The organism is Lysinibacillus sp. RC46 (genome assembly GCF_041262385.1).
Taxonomy (GTDB): Bacteria; Bacillota; Bacilli; order Bacillales_A; family Planococcaceae; genus Lysinibacillus.
Genome location: NZ_JBGCCF010000034.1, coordinates 1 through 19,223, shown reverse-complemented (window position 1 = coordinate 19,223; position 19,223 = coordinate 1). Strand labels below are relative to the sequence as shown.

Annotated in this window: 10 protein-coding genes and 1 pseudogene; 10 read left to right on the top strand and 1 reads right to left on the bottom strand. The window is 37.0% G+C overall.

The genetic code is table 11. The features are described 5' to 3' along the window. Positions 1-12: 12 nt before the first annotated feature. The gene (locus ABH966_RS22625; RefSeq protein WP_370082394.1) at positions 13-765 is read left to right on the top strand and encodes a threonine/serine exporter family protein; all 753 of its coding nucleotides are present in this window, start codon (positions 13-15) and stop codon (positions 763-765) included. A 12-nt stretch (positions 766-777) separates the two neighbouring features. Continuing rightward, positions 778-1,245 (top strand): threonine/serine exporter family protein, encoded by a 468-nt coding sequence (locus ABH966_RS22620; protein WP_370082392.1) that lies wholly within the window; start codon positions 778-780, stop codon positions 1,243-1,245. A 93-nt stretch (positions 1,246-1,338) separates the two neighbouring features. On the opposite strand, the gene ABH966_RS22615 is transcribed toward ABH966_RS22620, so the two are convergent. Then, positions 1,339-3,360 (bottom strand): EAL domain-containing protein, encoded by a 2,022-nt coding sequence (locus tag ABH966_RS22615; RefSeq protein ID WP_370082390.1) that lies wholly within the window; start codon positions 3,358-3,360, stop codon positions 1,339-1,341. Positions 3,361-3,724: 364 nt separating this feature from the next. Between ABH966_RS22615 and ABH966_RS22610 the strand changes: the two are divergent. The 8 genes and pseudogenes from ABH966_RS22610 to ABH966_RS22575 all read left to right on the top strand — a co-directional run. Continuing rightward, positions 3,725-4,171, top strand: a pseudogene (locus ABH966_RS22610) (DMT family transporter); the annotation flags it as partial. 77 nt (positions 4,172-4,248) lie between these two features. Beyond that, positions 4,249-5,970 (top strand): ABC transporter ATP-binding protein, encoded by a 1,722-nt coding sequence (locus ABH966_RS22605; RefSeq protein WP_370082388.1) that lies wholly within the window; start codon positions 4,249-4,251, stop codon positions 5,968-5,970. Then, positions 5,970-7,802 carry an ABC transporter ATP-binding protein gene (locus tag ABH966_RS22600; protein ID WP_370082386.1) on the top strand — a complete coding sequence of 611 codons (1,833 nt, stop codon included), beginning with the start codon at positions 5,970-5,972 and terminating at the stop codon, positions 7,800-7,802. Before ABH966_RS22605 ends, ABH966_RS22600 begins: the two co-directional genes overlap by 1 nt. A 440-nt stretch (positions 7,803-8,242) precedes the next feature. Continuing rightward, the gene (locus ABH966_RS22595; protein ID WP_370082384.1) at positions 8,243-9,109 is read left to right on the top strand and encodes a GNAT family N-acetyltransferase; all 867 of its coding nucleotides are present in this window, start codon (positions 8,243-8,245) and stop codon (positions 9,107-9,109) included. A 1,420-nt stretch (positions 9,110-10,529) separates the two neighbouring features. Further along, a complete protein-coding gene (locus tag ABH966_RS22590; protein ID WP_370082382.1) occupies positions 10,530-11,375 on the top strand; it encodes a WxL domain-containing protein in 846 nt (281 codons plus the stop codon). A 22-nt stretch (positions 11,376-11,397) separates the two neighbouring features. After that, on the top strand, positions 11,398-12,183 hold the full coding sequence (locus ABH966_RS22585; protein ID WP_370082380.1) for a WxL domain-containing protein: 786 nt from the start codon (positions 11,398-11,400) through the stop codon (positions 12,181-12,183). A gap of 78 nt (positions 12,184-12,261) precedes the next feature. Next, positions 12,262-13,290: a WxLIP family cell surface protein gene (locus tag ABH966_RS22580; RefSeq protein WP_370082378.1), complete on the top strand. Its 1,029-nt coding sequence runs from the start codon at positions 12,262-12,264 to the stop codon at positions 13,288-13,290. Positions 13,291-13,401: 111 nt separating this feature from the next. Further along, a complete protein-coding gene (locus ABH966_RS22575) occupies positions 13,402-18,627 on the top strand; it encodes a hypothetical protein (RefSeq protein WP_370082376.1) in 5,226 nt (1,741 codons plus the stop codon). Positions 18,628-19,223 lie beyond the last annotated feature (596 nt).

Here is a 19,223-nt window from a genome sequence, read left to right as displayed (position 1 = left end):
CAGATAACTGTAATGGTTTTACATGAAGTGGATAATGAATTTACGATTGACTGCTTATTGCTTGCAGGTCGAATTATGATTGAAAGTGGTGCAGAAACATACCGTGTGGAGGATACAATGCTACGCATGGCACATTCTCAAAATATGCTAGATGCACAATGTTATGCTACACCTACAGGGATCATCTTTTCGTTAGGCAAGACACAGCCGACGAGAATTACATCAATTTCCAACAGGTTAACAGATTTGCAAAAAATAGCCTTGGTAAATTCAGTATCTCGGAGACTCACATCTCACATGATAACATTAGAAGAAGCTTATGACGAGCTAAAGTCGATACAAAAAACAAATTATTTTTTACCAACATATATTCAAGTCATATCAGCGGCTCTTGCGAGTGGTTGTTTCCTTATAATGTTTAAGGGAGGATGGTCTGATTTCCTTTTTGCCTGTTTAGCAGGGGGGTTAGGCTTCCTAGTGCTTTTATTGATAAATGATTTAACAAAAGTAAAATTTTTCGCAGAATTTACAGCTTCATTAGTAGTAGGGTCTATTGCTGTCTTTTCAGTGAAATATGGCCATGGTACGGAAATAGATAAAATTGTTATTAGCTCCGTTATGCCACTAGTACCCGGTATTTTGATTACGAATGCAGTTCGGGATTTAATAGCAGGTCATTTTATGTCAGGGATGGCAAAGGGCGTAGAGGCCTTTTTAACAGCTTTTGCAATCGGTGCAGCTATTGCCGTCACTCTATCGTTTTAGGAGGCAGATGACATGGACTATATCATACAGTTGATACTTAGCTTTTTTGCGACTGCAGGGATCGCAATTATTTTTAATGTACCTAGAAGAAACCTAGTTTATTGTGGTTTTGTTGGGGTAGTAGGCTGGATGATTTACTTCATCCTAACAGAACATGGCATGGATATAGTATATGCCTCATTCTTTAGTTCTTTCATAATTGCTATCGTTTCTCATTTATATGCTCGGCGCTTCAAAATGCCAATGATTATTTTTATTGTCGGTGGTATTATCCCGTTAGTTCCGGGAGGTATGGCTTATAATGCAATGAGAAATATTGTAGAGGATGATTATATACAAGGGCTACAGTATGGATTAAAGGCATTTTTAATTACAGGTGCCATCGTTATAGGACTTGTATTTGCAGAGGTACTAATACAGCTTATTTTCCGTTCTGTACGTACTAGTAAAGCGACATTCAAAAAGGTCTATAAGAAATAAGGTTCTACATCAAATGTAGGAATGAGCACGGCGGATAGAACAAATATAAAAAAGGAGGTTACGTTTAAAACGTAACCTCCTTTTTCAAATAAACTATTTAACTAGTAATGCTTCAATTTCCTCTGCATGAACCGGTTTGCTAATATAGTATCCTTGAATAGCATCACAGCCATAAGTAGTTAAAAGATCCGCTTGTTCAGCCGTTTCGACACCTTCTGCGACAACTTTAAGTTCCATAGATTTTCCGAGTTGCACCATACCGTTCATGAGCTTTTGGGTTTTCTCAGATTTTAATAAAGAACTTGTAAATGTTTTATCGATTTTCAATGTATCTATTGGAAGAATTTGCATATATCTAAATGAACCATATCCGGTACCGAAATCATCTAGTATAAAGGCAATACCTTCATTTTCAAGCTTACGCATTTGCTGTGTGATAAAGGTAGCAGCTTCTGCTTCTAACGCAAATTTCTCAGTAATTTCGATTTGAATAAGGCTTGCAGGACAGCCGGTTTTTGCCAAAGTTCCAAGGATTGACTTTGCCATGTTTTTATCACGGAATTCGCGTACAGAAGAGTTAATGGATACTTTTAAATCAAGACCAGCTTTTTTCCAGATTAGTGCCTGTTCACAAGCTTTTTCTAGCATAAAGGAACCGATATTATTAATAAGACCAGTTTCCTCAGCAATTGGGATTAGCTCATCTGGTGAGACAACGCCTATTACTTCATCTTCCCAACGAACTAGTGCTTCTACAGCTGTGATTTTACCTGTATTAACATCAATTTGCGGCTGATAGAGAACTTTTAGGTTTTTTTGGTCAAGAGCTTGAAGTAAACGTTTTTCAATTAGAGCTTTACGATTTAATGCTTTATGTGTTGCTTTGGATAGTGAGACGACTTTATCGCCACCTGCATCACGTACAGTTGTAATAGTAGCAATGGATGCCTTCATTAGTTGGGAGAATGTAGTTTGATCCTCTGGATAACGTGTAATTCCGCCACTAATAGAAATAGGGACAGCAACATTACTGTTATAAATTGGATGTTGTTGTAAGTAAGACAGGAAGCCTTGAATAAACCATTCACTTAATGGTGTAATAACGACAAAATCATTTTCGTTAATACGTGCCATTGTGCTATCTTGGAAGTACATTTTTATACGATTTGTAAACTCTACAATAAGACTTTGACCGATTTGCTGATCATGTAACTCTTTTAATGTATAAAATTTATCAATACTTAAATAGACAAAAGAAAAGTTTCTTTCATCCTCAATCATATTAGAAATCACTTTTTCGAGTCGATGCGCATTCATCAGACCTGTTTCTGTATCGATATAAGCGATTTTTTCAAGCTGATGTTGTATTGTCTTGGACTTCGTGATATCTTTTTCAATTAAAAAAAATTGTTGCTCATTCGTTTCAATATTAAATGTTGGGATAGCCGTTAGTAGCACCCAGTAAGATTGACCTGCTTTTGTAACTTTTTCGACTTCACCTTGCCACGTTTGGCCATTGTTTAAATTCCGCCAGATGGTATTTGTGATCTTTTCACTTTCTTTATTTTCAGGGAATAGCTGCCAAAGTGTTTTGCCAATCACGCGTTTTGGTGTCCATTGACTCGTTTTTAGAAATTCATTATTACATTCTAAAATGAACCCATCATGATCAAGTGTTACTGTCATAAATGTCGAGTCTAATCCTTGTTTTAAGTCTACGAGAGTGCTGCTACTTGAGACAGAATTAATCATTAACTCTGGTAGCATGAACATCATAAGAACGAAATGCTCTCCTTGTTCAGTAAATGGTTTAGCTAGTAGCGCTGTTGTAATTTCTTCATTTGTATACGTTTTTAATTGAATTTGATTAATATACGTGCTGTCATTATTCTGCAAAATGGCTTGAAAGGTTTCTAATGAAAGCTGACGTAGTAAATTTTCATGAATGAATGAAGTAGTATGTTCTTTAATAGTAGTAACTGAAAAATCAAATAGCTGTTCAGCAAGCTCTCCCAAATTTATAACTTGTCCATCTTGATTCATGACAATAGCAGGAAAAGGAAGTGAATTTAAATAATGTTCATCGATCGTAAATGATTTATGCATATGACTCATGATTATTCGATCTCCTTGAGTAATCTATATATACTATTATTATAGTTAATTATCGGGAATTAGTCATTATGAATATGATTGTAAATATTTGATAATAAAAAAAATAGGGACTTTTTTAACGAAAAACATGGAAAGATTTGAAGAAAAATAACATTTTTTAGTATATATATAGGAAGCTAGAAGTGTATGAAATGGATAAAAAATAGTAATTATTGTCTTGGTTGCGATTTTATGGGGAGCAACTGACTTTTGTGGAGTAGTTGCTTAACCGTAAGCTATTGACAGTCTCCTTTATGTTAACAATTCGTTGATCGCTCGCAGTAGTACTTACATATTGATCTTCAGTGGGTTTACCTTATTGCAGTTATTTGTAGTTGCCTATGTCTCTCTTAGTTTAAAGAAATGGCCATCGAAATATCAAGTGATAGGGATTATTGGTACACTTATGGGTCTTTGACTCCTACTAACGAACGCTTCATTTGATTTTTTGTTAGTCAGTAGTAAAGCCCTATTGCGGGAGTAGCGGTTGGTTTTACTTTTGCCTTCTCACATTGTACCCTGCACGTATGGTGAAAGAATGGAGCGTACTACTTGTTGTCGGATGGGGAATGCTGATAGGGGATTTACATTAGAGACTAATTGTTGCAATTGGAGTCAAATCAGTGGTTTTTGTGCTATTTTTAAGTTGAGACAAGTATTGCTAACAGCGATGGTTATTTCAGTTATCGTGTTTGGTACATCGTTAGATTTTTGGCAATTAGTTATGCTTGTTTGTGTAACATGGCTTTCTGTAGGTAGAGGAAAAGCATAAAAATACTATCTGCACAGGAGTTCTTTACTATGTTTGAAATTTATGGAACTTCTTTGCGAAGAGCAAGGGGGAAGAATGTGAAAGAAATTTTTTCCTATGTAAAGCCATATAAATGGACCGCATTTATCGCGTTTTGTTTAATGCTGTTGGAATTGTTTGTGGAGCTCGCTCAGCCACTGATCATGGCTAAAATCATAGATGATGGAGTACGAGCTCAAAACCAAGGGATGATTTGGCAATGGGGTATTGTTTTACTTGGCTTATCTTTCGTAGCCTTTATAGCCGGTGTCGTTAATTCGTATTTTTCATCGCATACTGCACAGAGTTTCTCCTATGATTTACGAAATGCATTGTTTGAAAAAATACAATCCTTTACATTAACCACTTATCAAAAATTCTCAACAGCTTCTCTTATTACAAGGTTAACGAATGATGTGACACAAGTTCAGACGGTGTTGTTTATGAGTTTGCGTATTATGCTTCGTGCACCACTTGCCGTTGTCGGTAGCATCGTTATGGCCTTTGTTGTCAATGCAAAATTAGCGTTGTTTTTAGTGATTGGCGCACCGATTATTTTGATTTTTCTTATATTTATGGTGACAAAAGGCGTGTCTTATTTTGGACTTGTGCAAAAAAGAATGGATCGTTTGAATCGTGTACTACAGGAAAATTTACAGGCTATTCGATTGGTGAAAGCATACTTACGCGGTGCATATGAAGCTTCTCGGTTTGATGAAGTTGCCTCACGCTTAAAAATAGATACTGTAAAGGCTCTACGCACAATGGAGTATATTATGCCTGTGCTGTTATTCATTATGAATATGAGTCTACTTGCAGTATTGTGGTTTGGGACAAAACAAATAGCTTCAGGTACAACACCTCTTGGAGATGTAGTTGCCATTGTCAATTATGCAATGCGTATGACAGGCTCGTTTTCGATGTTTGCTTTTATTATTATTTTTTACGCGCGTGCCAAAGCCTCTGCTGAGCGTATGGCAGAAGTTCTTTCAACTGAAAATGAGATTGAGCTACCATCATCTTCACAGAAAACGTCTAAAGATTTGAGTTTTGGAGAATTAGCTTTTGAGCATGTTAGCTTTACTTATCCTGGGGAAGACTCGCCTGTACTATCCGATGTAAGCTTCCGAGTGACATCTGGTGAAAAGCTTGCCATTATGGGGGCAACAGGTGCAGGGAAATCAACGCTGTTACAGCTTATTCCACGTTTCTATGATGTCACAGAAGGCACAATAGTAGTAGAGGGGAAAGATGTACAGCAATGGGATTTACAAGAACTGCGTGAAATCATCGGCTATGTTCCACAACAATCGTTATTATTTACAGGAAGCATTGCTGATAATATTCGTTGGGGTGATGCGGAGGCTGAAATGGATGCAGTGCTACAGGCTACAATGCAAGCGCAAATCCATGCTTCTGTGGAGGATTTCCCGAGTGGCTACGAAACAAAAGTCGGTCAGAAGGGTGTCAATCTTTCAGGCGGTCAAAAACAAAGATTATCGATTGCAAGAGCGTTATTAAGAAAAGGGCATATATTAATGCTTGATGATAGTACAAGTGCACTTGATGTTAAAACGGAGCAGGCATTATGGGAAGCTTTGAGTGAGGAACAAGCAACGATGCTAGTAGTCACTCAAAAAATTCGGACAGCTAAAGGTGCAGATCGCATATTACTCATTGATGCAGGGAAAGTGGTCGCATACGGGACGCATGAAGAGCTTTTACAAACGTCAGTGCTTTATAAAAAAATCGCAATCTCTCAACAGGAGGTGGAGGAATAATGGGATTTTTCCAAAAGCCTTTTGGCTATGAGCCGATTTTGACGAAAGATGATGTGAAGCAAGTTGTTAAGAAAAAGAAGGGACCTCGCGCGACAGATTGGAAAAGCACACTACTACGTTTATGGAAAATAGTCGATGAACAACGTGTACTACTAATTATTGTGCTGTTACTTGTCTTGGCGAGTTCCATTTTCTCTCTTCTTGGGCCGTATTTAATCGGTAAAATGATTGACATGTACGTAACGCATGGAGAACTTGCAGGACTTGAGAAGGGGATTATGCTGTTAATCGGCATTTATGCTCTTTTAGCAGTATCATTATTTTTGCAAAACTATTGGATGATTGGTGTTGCCCAACAAACCATTTATAGATTACGAACGAGTGTATTTGCTCATTTCCAAAGGCTGCCGATTGCTTTTTTTGATCGTCGTCAGCATGGAGAATTAATGAGTCGGATGACGAATGATATTGAAGCAGTTAGCTCAACATTAAATAGCTCCTTTATCCAAGTGTTTTCTAGTGTAATAACGCTTACGGGAACGGTGATTATCATGCTAAGTTTAAGCCCTTTACTAACGGTATTAACGATGACCATTATACCGATTATGTTTTGGGCAATGCGTTGGATCACACGGAGAACGGCACCTTTGTTTAAAGAACAGCAAGCGGCCATAGGAGCTCTGAATGGCATGATTGAAGAAACAATTTCGGGTCAGAGAATTGTCAAAGCTTTCTCACAAGAAGAACGTATGAAAGCGGAATTCCGCGAAAAAAGTTTACGCTTAAAAAGTACTGGCTTTTGGGCACAAACATACTCTGGGTATATCCCAAAGGTCATGAACTTTTTAAACAATATGAGTTTTACAATTGTAGCTGGTATTGGCGGTGTACTTGCTTTTTACGGGCATGTATCAATTGGCGTAATTGTTATTTTTACAGAATACGCAAGGCAATTTACACGACCTTTAAATGATTTGGCCAATCAATTTAATACCGTACTGTCTGCGATTGCTGGTGCTGAGCGTGTATTTGCGTTACTGGATGAACAGCCTGAGGAGGAAGTTGCTTCCGCACAAAAGCATAAGCTATTAGGGCAAGTGAGCTTTCAACATGTGTACTTTAAATATGAGCAAGCAGAGGAAGCTTACATTTTGAAGGACATTAATTTTAACGTGGAGCCCGGACAAACGGTAGCTCTTGTTGGGGCTACTGGAGCAGGAAAAACAACGATCTTGCAGCTTATTGCAAGATTTTATGAAGTATCAAAGGGCGATGTTTTATTTGATGGTGTAAACGTTCAGCAAATAGAACGACAAGCATTGCGCTCGCAAATGGCCTTTGTATTACAGGATCCGTTTTTGTTTGAAGCATCTGTACGTGAAAATATCCGTTATGGTCGATTAGATGCTAGCGATGAAGAGATAGAGGAAGCGGCGAAGCGTGCGAATGCACATGACTTTATTATGACGCTAAAGGATGGCTATGACACTGTACTTGCCGCAGATGGCAGTGGGATTTCGCAAGGTCAAAAGCAGTTATTGTCAATAGCAAGAGCATTTATTGCTGATCCGAAAATATTGTTGTTGGATGAGGCGACAAGTAGTATTGATACTGTTACGGAGCTTGCGATTCAAGAGGCTCTAGATGTGTTAATGCAAGGACGCACTAGCTTTGTTATTGCTCACCGTTTAAATACAGTGCACAATGCCGATATTGTGCTTGTTATGCACAAAGGTGAGTTAGTTGAAGCAGGTCCTCAACAAAAATTAATGGAATCCGGTGGCATCTATGCGCAGATGTTACAATCTTCATCTCATCATCTTGATGAGTAGGGTGAAAGTAACGATGTAAGTATAAATCTCATTCATCCAGTATAAAAAAGAGTGATTTTGAAATTTTGGAATTGCTCTTTTTTAGTTGAAGTATTGACTTTTATCCTATAATTTAAATGTAATTTATTAGTATAAATGGTATAATTGAGTACAAACAGCTAAGTGGAAATAATTCTTTTGGGTAAGGGAGCAACTCGACGCTCATCCGTAGTGGAAATAGGGCTTACAAATGAATGTGGTTGTATAGAAATACATACCTTGTTCTAGTAATTTTCAGTCTATAACCGTCAAAAATCATATAAAACCTTTTAATTTCACTATATTTGGAGTAAAATTGTTAATAATTAGAAGTGATTAGCAGTGGTTAGTATAATTTGTTGCCAGCGTATTTTCTTTCTTGCTACAATAGGGCAATAGTCTATACAAGAACGGAGTAAATGATGAATATTTCAGTGATGACAGTGTCTTTTCCGTTAGATGGGGAAACATTAAATGAATTAAAAATATTGTGTGAAGAAGCGACCACACATGATTATCGTGTATATGAGACTGCTATGGGTTTGCCTATGGCGAGTTCCTTTGAATCGAAGGGCTTTATGGTACTTGCATATGAAGATGACAAAGATGTATTAGTTGGTGCAGCTAGTGCAATAGATTTAATGGGGCTGCATACATATGAATGGTCTTTAGTTGTAACACCTAAGTACCGTCAAAATGGAATTGGAACTGCTTTAGTAGAAGCTTTACTGGCCGGCCTCGAAGATCGTGGGGCAGAAGGTCAATTGGCGGTAGTGATAGATGGCTCACCTTGTGGACACAAGTTTATTGAAAAGAAAGGCTTTACATATAGCTTTTCAGAGGCCACTTTAGAAACAAGAGCAGAGTCAGTAGAATTAAAGAATGATATCGAAATCATTCCTTATACAGATGAACAGGCAGAGCTGATTGCTATTTATAGTGCAGCGTTTGGAGACCTACCTGAAGAATCTGAGGAGCTAATCGCTTTTAATACTTCAACGAATGGACGAAAGCTATGGGTAGCGCGTAAAGATGGCGAAATTGTTGGAACAGTAACGACTGCCCAGGAAAATGAAATTCAATGGGTAACGGCATTGGCAGTTCATCCAAACTGTGAGGGGCAAGGGATTGGTACTGCGATGCTGTCATTTTCCAAAGATTATGCGAGCAAAATTGGAGTCAAATTCGTCATGCTCGATGTAGAAATTGACAATCGAAAGGCGCTTTCTGTTTATGAGAAGGCCGGCTTTATGAAGGCTCAACAAATAGACTATTATGTAAAACAATAAGTGAAGAGTGAGGAGTGTGCTTGAAGCATCGCTCCTCATTTTTTTGTGTTTAGAAATGAAGTCCAAACACCGGCGATAAGGATGTGGAGAATTTTCAGATGGAGAAGACGAACAGCATAAAAGGGTGGGTAAGTCTTCTTTCGAAGGAAACTCCAAGAAAACATCATTCGCCCCCATAATATAAGGTTGAAAAAAATTTATAACGGATTCAAATAAGAAGTTTATCAAAGTTTGTTCAAAAGTGAACAAAAGTTGATTTGCATCTTTCCCCAGAAGGTTTTACCCTTAATAAGCATAATCTTTAAGATAAAAGGATGTCCGATAAAAGGATGTCCTTTTTCTTTTTTTGCCTTTGGAAATGGAATAATTTCACACGAAAAGTTGGAAAATGGTCCTTGATATTCGACTGTTGCAAGTTAGGCAGAAGTGGTACCATCACTAACTCTAGGATCCTGTCAGACACAAAATCCAAATAGCGCTAATAGTTTTCAACAATACTCTTTGGAAATCGGGTGCGAATTTTAAAAAATCAGTAGTTTCAAATTCACTATTATCAGATTTTGTTAGAAAAGCTACAAAAGTTGATTTTCATTCTTTTATAAAATGCTATACAATCGGAAACTGCAAGAGATGAAAAGTAAAAAAAGACTTAAAAAAGAAAAATATGTTTATAGATGTTCAGTTAAAGGTATAGGATAAGTGTAAAAAGTAAATAAACTTGTATTTGTAGTTATAGTAGAGATGCTTTTCATTTAATACCGAATAGTAAATTTAAATTCACTATTATCAAATTTTGTTAGAAAAGCAACAAAAGTTGATTTTTATTCTTTTGTAAAATGCTATACAATCTGAAAATGCAAGTGATGAAAAGCTAAAAAAGACTTAAAAGAGAAAAAATATGTTTAAAGGTGTTCAGTTAGAGGTATAGGTTAAGTGTAAAAAGTAAATAAACTTGTATTTGCGGTAATTGTAATGATGTTTCTAAGTATCTCTTTTCATTTAATGCTGAATCGTAAAATTATCAAAGTAATAGGAAGATAGTTTTTAGGAAAAGTCTAGGGACCTAGAAAAAATCCGCAATTGGGAGACGCATCTTATTAAAGAATAGTAATTTCAAAGAGTGTTATTTACCGTAGCAGCATTTTGTCTGATACGTAAATATTAATAAAAAGCAATGAAATGAGAGGATGATTTGGCCTATGGAAGTATGTCCTTTTCTGTCTATTAAATGTAATAATATTACAAATAGGTTAAAAAATGGTTTTATTTAATTCTACTTTTAAAAGTAATCCATGAAGTGTTATTTATCGTGTCAGCATTTTAGTTGATACGTAAATATAAAAAATAATTATGAAAGGAGAATTCACCTACGAAGAAAAAAACAATACAAGTTGCAGCAATTGCCGCGGTACTAAGTGGGATGGCCATTTCGCCACTATTTACTTTAGCAGATGGCAAAGGTGATGTTTTTGAATCGAAGGCAGTGGTGAAATTTATTCCGGCTACAGATCCGCAAGTTCCGGTAGATCCAACTGATCCAGACCCAGGAAAACCGGTAAAACCAGTAAAACCAGTAAAACCAGTAAAACCAACTGATTCAGACCTAGGGAAACCGGTAAAGCCAGTAAAACCAACTAATCAAGACCCGGGGAATCTAGCAAATTCAGTAGATTCAGTAGATCCGACAAATCCACAAGATCCAAACCTTGGGACGGGCAGTCCCTTAAGCTTGGACCATGTGTCAAACCTTGATTTTGGTGTTAGTGAAATTGCTAATACGGAGCAAGGTGTGACGTACTATGCCAATGCACAGGAACTGCATACTAGTGAGGGAAGTAAATATGTACCGAACTATGTTCAAATCTCAGATAATCGTGGAACAAATTCGGGGTGGACGTTGACGATTAAACAAGAGGGTCAATTTTCTAATGCTAGCGCACAGCATAAGGAATTAACGGGTTCGCAAATCCAATTTGCTGACCCAACTGTTGAAGGTGTATCAGACGCGCCATCACCAATAAATGCTGAAGTAATTACATTGGATCCGAATGGAGCAGAGTCGCTTGTAATGGCCGCGAAGCCGCTTGCGGGGGCTGGACTTTGGGTGAAGAGCTGGGGAACAGTTGAGGAGATGACTGGTGATTCTGGTCAGAAAATTCAAAAAACAAAAGCGATTTCCCTTACTATTCCGGGAGAAACGCCAACGGATACTGTTACATACAGTACAAAATTAACTTGGAAGTTATCTGATATTCCGAGTAACTAAACTATTAAAGGTGGTCAAAATGATGAAGAAAATCGATTTGAAAATGTTAGGTATTACAGCTATGGTAACAGGCTGCGTATTCGCAGGGAGCACATCTGCCTTTGCAGAAGAAAAATCTTATAACTCTAATGCAGTTATTCAATTCCAACCGACTGGTGAAGGTGGCGGGGAAACGGACCCAGAAAAACCAATTGATCCAACAGATCCAACAAATCCACCAGTTGATCCAACAGATCCAACAAATCCAGGTGGTAAGCCGGATCCAGGAACGAAGGGTCCATTAGGTATTGACTTTGCATCTAGTTTGCGCTTTGGTGAGCAACAAATTACATCTACAACTAAAACTTATAAAGTAAAACCACAAGAGTTTACCGATCGCGGTCCGGGTCCAAACTATGTTCAAGTGACAGATAACCGTGGAGTAGGAACAGGTTGGATATTAACGCTAACGCAAGATGGTCAATTTAAGGGCAAAGAAACTGGTAAAGTGTTAACTGGAGCTGCAATTTCTTTTAAAAATGGTCATGTAGTAACGGTTTCTGAATCTGGAGAACCAACTCCATACGGAGAATTTACTTTGGGATTTGACGGAGATGGAAAAGGCGTGGCTCAAAATATAATGGTTGCTGGTGATGAAGAAGGTGCCGGTACTTTCGCTTTTGTATTTGGTGATAACAACACAGCTGCAGAAAGTATCACGCTAGAGGTGCCTGGTAGTACAACAAAATATGCTGACAACTATTCTACAAAATTAATATGGACATTAAAAAACGTACCAACTGGTAATGAAGGCGAAGGCGACGAATAAGTAAAGAATAGGGATGAGACACTGTAGTTTTCTACAGTGTCCCACCTAAGTAATTATGTAATGAGGAAGGTTGAATTTATGAGAAAAAATATGTTGTTGACCTTAGTTGGAATAGTAATGGTAGGCCTAGTATGGTTTGCACCATTCGCTTCTGCATCTGAATTTAATTTTGGTGTACATACTGTTATTCCGGAAAATCAAATTGATAAAGAAAAAACGTATTTTAATTTGAAAATGGAACCTAATCAAAAGCAAACATTAACGATTCGTTTAAGAAACGATACATCAGAGGATGTCGTGATTGAGCCTAAAATTAATACAGCTACAACAAATCTCAATGGTGTTGTAGAGTATGGATCTACAAAAACTGAACGTGATTCTTCATTATTGTATGAGATGGGAGATTTAATAAAAACAGATAAGGAGATTACAGTTCCGGCTAATGGGAGTAAAGATTTGCACTTAAATGTAACGATGCCTGAAGAGGAATTTGATGGAATTTTAGCAGGCGGTATTACGTTAGAAGAGAAGGAAACAACATCAAAAAAAGAAGAAAACAATAAAGGTTTAAGTATTGAAAATAAATATGCTTATGTAGTAGGCATTACGCTACAAGAGACAGATGAAGTAGTAGCGCAGGATTTGAAATTACATGAAGTTGAGGCTGGGCAATTGAATGCACGTAATGTCATAAATGCTACACTTCAAAATCCTACGGCTACGTATATAAATCGTTTCGAAGTGGATGCGGAAGTGACGAAAAAAGGAAAAACAGAAGTACTCTATCAAGCTAAAAAACAAGACATGCAAATGGCGCCAAATTCAAGTTTAGATTACCCTATTCCGTTAGATGGTGAAAAGTTCAAAACTGGAGAATATACGTTACATATAAAGGCTAAGTCGAGCAAAGAATCATGGGAATTCAAAAAGGATTTTGCCATCAAAGGAGAAGAAGCGAAGCAATTCAATGCAATGGATGTATCGATTGAAGGTCCGAATTATTTAGCGTATATGGTAGGGTTACTAATTATGCTAGTAATAGGGCTACTAGTGTATATATTTTATAGCAAGAAGAAACAGGGAAAGCAGCAAGGAATGAATGATTAATTGATAAAAAAACGTATGTTTGAACTTGGGATTGACAATTGTTTTTTTATCAATTAATTCTAGTAATCTATTTAGTATTGAATAGGATTCTAATAGAGGGAGGGTGTGAAAATGAAGAAAATAGTAGTCTGGATGTTGACCTTTATCTTAATCTTTTCAACGCTGACTATATCTGAAGCAGAGACATCTTTTGACCCCGAAAATGCAGTAACAGAAGATGATGGACAGATCGAGTTAGAAAGTAAAGAAGAGTCAGCACCTGAAAATAATGCACAAACTGAGTCAGAAAACAAAGAAGAGCCACCAACTACAGGTGGGGAACAGAGTGAGTCAGAAAGTAATGAAGAGCCGCCAGCTACAGGCGGGGAACAGACCGAGTCAGAAAATAAAGAAGAGTCAGCACCTGAAAATGAAACAGACACTGAGTCGAACGGTGATAAAGAGCCACCAGCTACAGGTGAGGAACAGACTGAGTCGAACAATGAAGAAAACCCAGCAGTGGAGTGTGAAGAAGAACTAGCAATGGACTGTGAGAAACCAGAAGAATCAGCCAGTGAAGAAAACCTTACAGTTACATTAGACAATGGCGGAGAATATACAGATGGTGGTTACCGAATAACGGGGACACTGAGTAAAGTCAGTCAACCTACCATTCTTTACTATAAGATTGATGATAATGATGAGAAGAAAATCGCGGAATTTGAAAACACAGACACTGATCCAACTATTCCGTGGGAGTACACGATTCCAGATGATGAAGTGAAAAAGGGTTTAGATCACGACATTACGATATATGCAGAAAACGAGTCTGGTACGAAATCAAACGAAGAAACAATAAAAATACGCCCAGCATTAACGATTACAGAACAAGTATTTGATGAAGATGACCATGAGGTGGAGGAAGTTGCACCAGAAAAAACAGTCAGCTATAAAATTATAGTAGAAACCGATTATATCGACGAAGATACCGGCACATATGGTGAAGTCAACATTACTCAACAATATGCTACACGTTTAGAACAACCAGCAGACCTTAAAGTAATAGATGAAGAAGGAACAGAGGTTGGTACAGCCTCATATAATGAATCTGCCAATGTAATTAAAGCAACTCTTGATGCTAACCTGCCACGTTCTACGAAGGTAAACATTACGTATAACGCTAAAGTGAAAACAGATATGGAAGAGGAAGAATATATCATCAGTCAGGCGACAGCATCCGGGGAATATAGTACAGGTGATGAAGCCAATGAGACATCCGATAAAACGAAAATTTTAATTACTAATGCACGAATTAAAATAAGTGACGTTGGTAAAATCGGCAATATTGATTTTTCACCATTGGATAAAAATGATCCTGTAGTTGGATTTAAAGAAATGGACAAAAATAGCTTGCTTGAGTTCTCGAAAGAAAAGTCCAGTGGAAGAAAATATTTTATGCTTTTCGGAGATTACAATAATGATCGGTTTAGTAATGCATTAGAACACGGCAATGTTGCCTTTGGTGATGACGCGATGCGACCGCTACCTAGCAGGGACACAACACTTGAAGCTTTAATGCAAAGTAAGAACTATATTCATGCACAAAATTTTGCAGTTATGACATTGTTCCCTCACTCTGAGTATTATGGTACCGCAACATATTATTATGAAAACGGAAAACCTTCGAAAAATCAGGTAGGTAATGGATTAGTGATTGCCCAAGGAAATGATGAAAATGGTAAGGCAGAGTTCCAATCAACAGAAATGCCAATTTTAAAACTATATAAAAATGAAGTTACACATGAATTGGTAGCTTATGCAGCTGTTATTAATGGAGACTTTTTAGATGGCTATGTAAAGATTAAAATGAGTTCAGTAAGTGAATCCAAAGGGCTTGTTAATATAAGCATGAAGTTTTTAAAATTAAACGACAAATATAAATATACTAATTTTGCTTATAATGTTCGTACAGATATTGGTAACCTCTATAGCGTCTCTAATTATAAGGCGCCTATAAATTCGTTAGGAAATAATAAAGGGTTTTATTTTGTTGTTGATGAGAATGTTAATTGGGCACATCGTAAAGACAAACATCCATATTATCTTTATTTCTTCCGTGATGGCTATGCGAATCATCCAGCTGAGTTGAAAGTAAATGATGACCCGGCACACCAACCGTTCAGCGATGCCTTTTACCCTACAATGAGTTCACTTGGTAGTGAAGATCCTGGTGAGAATGCAAAATATCCTTCTACGCAGGATCCGGGCTGGTCATTAAGATGGGCAACTGACGAACAAAAATATGGCGAGGTTAGAGAAGTGAATCTCGAGCTTATGGTAACTGACAGTAATCAGCATACTATTGAGCAAGAAGTTAAATTAGATAATGATATAGAATATACAGATGCTGGTTACCGTATAAAAGGGACTTGGAATGATGATAGAGGTCAACATGTCACTCTTTATTATACGATTGATGGCGGTGAACCTAAGAAAATCGAAGAATATGAAAATAAAAATCCTGGTACTGATGTTCAGTGGGAGCACACGATTCTAAAAGATGAAATGAAAAAAGGTTTAGATCACACGATTACTGTATATATAAAAAATGAGTCTGGTTTTGTATCAGACGAAAAAACAACAAAAATCAGCCCGCAATTTACTATTACAGAACAAGTTTTTGATAAAGATGGCGAAGTGGCAGAGAGAGTTGCACCAGAAGGAACTGTAAACTATAAAATTGCAGTAGAAACAAATTATAGTGAAGAAGCTGGAGGCACATATGGCCAAGTCAGCATTACTCAAAAATATGCAACGAGTTTAGAACGGCCAGAAAATCTTAAAGTAATAGATGCAGGGGGGAAAAAAGTTGGTACAGCCACATACAAAGACTCCGCTAATGAAATTGAAATAACGCTTGATGAAAACTTGCCACGTTCTACGAAGATAAACATTACGTATAACGCTAAAGTGAAAAAAGATATGGAAAATGAATATATTATAAGTCAGACGACAGCATCCGGAAAATATAGTACGGGTGATGAAATCAATAAGACATCAGTTGAAACGAAAATTTTAATTAATTCTACTAATCTGCATACGCGAATGAAAATAAGTGAAGTTGGTAAGATTGGCGAGATTGATTTTTCGATGTTAGATTCTCCGAATGAATTAGATGGATTTACACAAATGAAAATAAACCAGGGGCTTAAATACAAAACAAAAGACCCGAATTACAGAGATTATTACATGTATTTCGGAGATATTGACTCTGAAAAACGGTATGTAAGTTCGTTATGGGATCTGTCCTCTTATTACAAACACAATGATGACTGGAACCGCCCACTACCTACTATGGATAACACACTTCAACAAGTAGTGGACAGTCGATTTTTGGCTAGTGAGCGTATGTTTATAATGGCGCAAAATTTCCAAATGATTACAGCTTTAGAAAACTCCTGCGCTTACTGTGCTTATAGTATCGTATCGTACAATTATGAAAAGGGGAGAGCTTCGAATATACTCTCTGGGACTGGAGTCACGATTGCTCATGGGGATAGTGCAGATGATACAGCAAAATATCAATCTACGGTTATGCCTCTGTTAAAACTTTTTAAAAATGAAACGACACAAGAATTGATTGGTTATGGGGCTGTTCTTAATGGTGAATACGTAGATGGCTTTATAAAAATTAAAATGAGTTCGGTAAGTGCTAAAGGTCGTGTAAATGTAAGTATGAAATATTTAAAACTAAGCGATCAACATGCCTTTACAAATATTGCTTATTCTGTCCACATGGATATTGTTGGACAACACAAGCAAAGTAAAATGTACTCGTTAGGAAATTATAAAGGTGTTTTTTTCCAAGAAAGTGGAACAACTATGGCTGACAAAAAACCTTTTTATCTTTATTTCTACCGTAGTGGCTATGCAAATAATCCAGTTGCATTAAAAGCAAGTAATTTCCCAACCGAAAGACCATTCGATCAAGATGGTTCTTATTATGCCACATTGGATTCACCGGGTACACCTGATTCTTCGTTTGGCGGTTTAATGGGAGCTTACCAAGAGCATCCGGGTTGGGCTATGAGATGGGAGCCGGAAAGACTAGACCCTTACCGTATTAAAGAAGCGAATGTTGAGATAGGAATAACCAGTAAATTAGATGTTATGCCTATAATTGAATTAGATAACGATGGTAAATATACAGATGATGGTGATTATCATATTTCAGGAACATGGTCGGCTACAGATAGCGAAAAAATTGATCTTTACTATAAGATAGATAGTAGCGACAAGATAAATGGTAGCGATGCTAAGCTAATAAGAGAGTATAAAAATACGAATCCAGGCAGTGTCACTAACTGGGCGTATACGATTCCAAGGGATCAAGTAAAAAAAGGAGTAGATCACAATATTAGTGTCTATGTACTGGACGAAGATAAAAAGCAATCAAATATCGAAATGATAAAACTTCGCCCAACGTTAACAGTTACAGAACAAGTATTTGATGAAGGGGGTAAAGAGGCAGAGGTAGTCGCACCAGGAGAAACGTTAAGCTATAGTATTTCAGTAAATCCCAGGTATATTTCGGATGATAAAGGTAAATATGATCAAGTTAAAATTACCCAAACATATAATACGAATTTAGAACCACTAGCAGACAAAGACATAAAAGTAATTGATGAGGACGGAAACAAAGTTGGTACAGCCACATTCAATGAATCTAAAAAAATAATTGAAGCAAGTCTGAATGCTGATGCTGACTTGGTTCGTTCTAAGAAAATATATGTTACGTATAATGCTACAGTGAAAGAAGATGCTATAACGGGAACGATTACAGGTCAGGCGACAGTATCTGGAAAATATAGTACTAAAGAAGAATTCAAAGGGACATCAAATGAAGTGAGAACTGAAATTGCTGCCGTGTTGAAGTTCGATTCTGCACCTAAAGTTATCGACTTTGGAGAAAAGCTAGTGATTTCACCACGAACTAAAAAGTATTATCCAATTAAGCTCGATATGCCTTTAGCTGTAAAAGATACTCGTACGCTATCTTCGAAATGGACGGTGATGGCTAAACTTGCTAAGCCGTTAATAGGGACGAAGCCAGGTGGTGCTAGATTAGATGGTTTACGTTACCGTTATGGTAAGAAAGATTCATACCTTACTGAAGATATCTCAGCGGAAATCTATACAAAGGAAACAACAGACGGGCGCCGAACAGTCGATATTTCTAATACATGGAGTGAAGATGGAGACGGACTTTATCTAGAAGTGCCAGCTGGAAAGGCAAGAGCTGATGCTTTTGAAGGAACGATCACGTGGATGCTTCAGGATGTACCGACCAACGAATAAATCTAGTGAAGTTTTGAAAGCTACTAAAGTGTGTATCAAACATGAGTGAACCTTATAAAGTAGATAGTTTAATAAAAAGGGATTGCCGTACTATGTGGCATTTAGATGACTTCGATGCTTGGAGTCATCTTTTTTTGTCTCAGGCTCTTTTTGTTTAATTTTTTATGAAGAAATGATATGTTAGATAACAATATAACATTAAATTAATGAGTCTAATATTAATTTATTTCTTAAACACTATAATAGGAAGTTTCTCGGTGAAATAAGAAACTATCAATTTTTTTTAGAAAAAGTATTGACCATCTTAGATTAAGAGTGTAATATTATAAAAGTCGCTAAGACATCTACTGAAAAACAATTAAGTTAAATAAATTAGTTGTTGACATTGAGTTCGTGACATGATATTATATAAGAGTTGCTGTTAGAAAAACAGTAACGAAATGAACCTTGAAAACTGAACAAGCAAAACGTAATCAATAAAGTTTTTAGTAGCTAACCTCAAGTTAGTGAACGAAACAAAATTTTGGACATCAAACATGATGCCAGCAAAACAATTTGAGCTAATCAAATTTCTTTTTATGGAGAGTTTGATCCTG

What these genes read in the sequence shown, in the direction of transcription:
- ABH966_RS22585 (WP_370082380.1), top strand. Translation starts at nt 11,398, where the DNA reads ATGAAGAAAATCGATTTGAAAATGTTAGGTATTACAGCTATGGTAACA.
- ABH966_RS22575 (WP_370082376.1), top strand. Translation starts at nt 13,402, where the DNA reads ATGAAGAAAATAGTAGTCTGGATGTTGACCTTTATCTTAATCTTTTCA.
- ABH966_RS22615 (WP_370082390.1), bottom strand. Translation starts at nt 3,360, where the DNA reads ATGAGTCATATGCATAAATCATTTACGATCGATGAACATTATTTAAAT.
- ABH966_RS22625 (WP_370082394.1), top strand. Translation starts at nt 13, where the DNA reads ATGGTTTTACATGAAGTGGATAATGAATTTACGATTGACTGCTTATTG.
- ABH966_RS22595 (WP_370082384.1), top strand. Translation starts at nt 8,243, where the DNA reads ATGAATATTTCAGTGATGACAGTGTCTTTTCCGTTAGATGGGGAAACA.
- ABH966_RS22600 (WP_370082386.1), top strand. Translation starts at nt 5,970, where the DNA reads ATGGGATTTTTCCAAAAGCCTTTTGGCTATGAGCCGATTTTGACGAAA.
- ABH966_RS22620 (WP_370082392.1), top strand. Translation starts at nt 778, where the DNA reads ATGGACTATATCATACAGTTGATACTTAGCTTTTTTGCGACTGCAGGG.
- ABH966_RS22580 (WP_370082378.1), top strand. Translation starts at nt 12,262, where the DNA reads ATGAGAAAAAATATGTTGTTGACCTTAGTTGGAATAGTAATGGTAGGC.
- ABH966_RS22590 (WP_370082382.1), top strand. Translation starts at nt 10,530, where the DNA reads ATGGCCATTTCGCCACTATTTACTTTAGCAGATGGCAAAGGTGATGTT.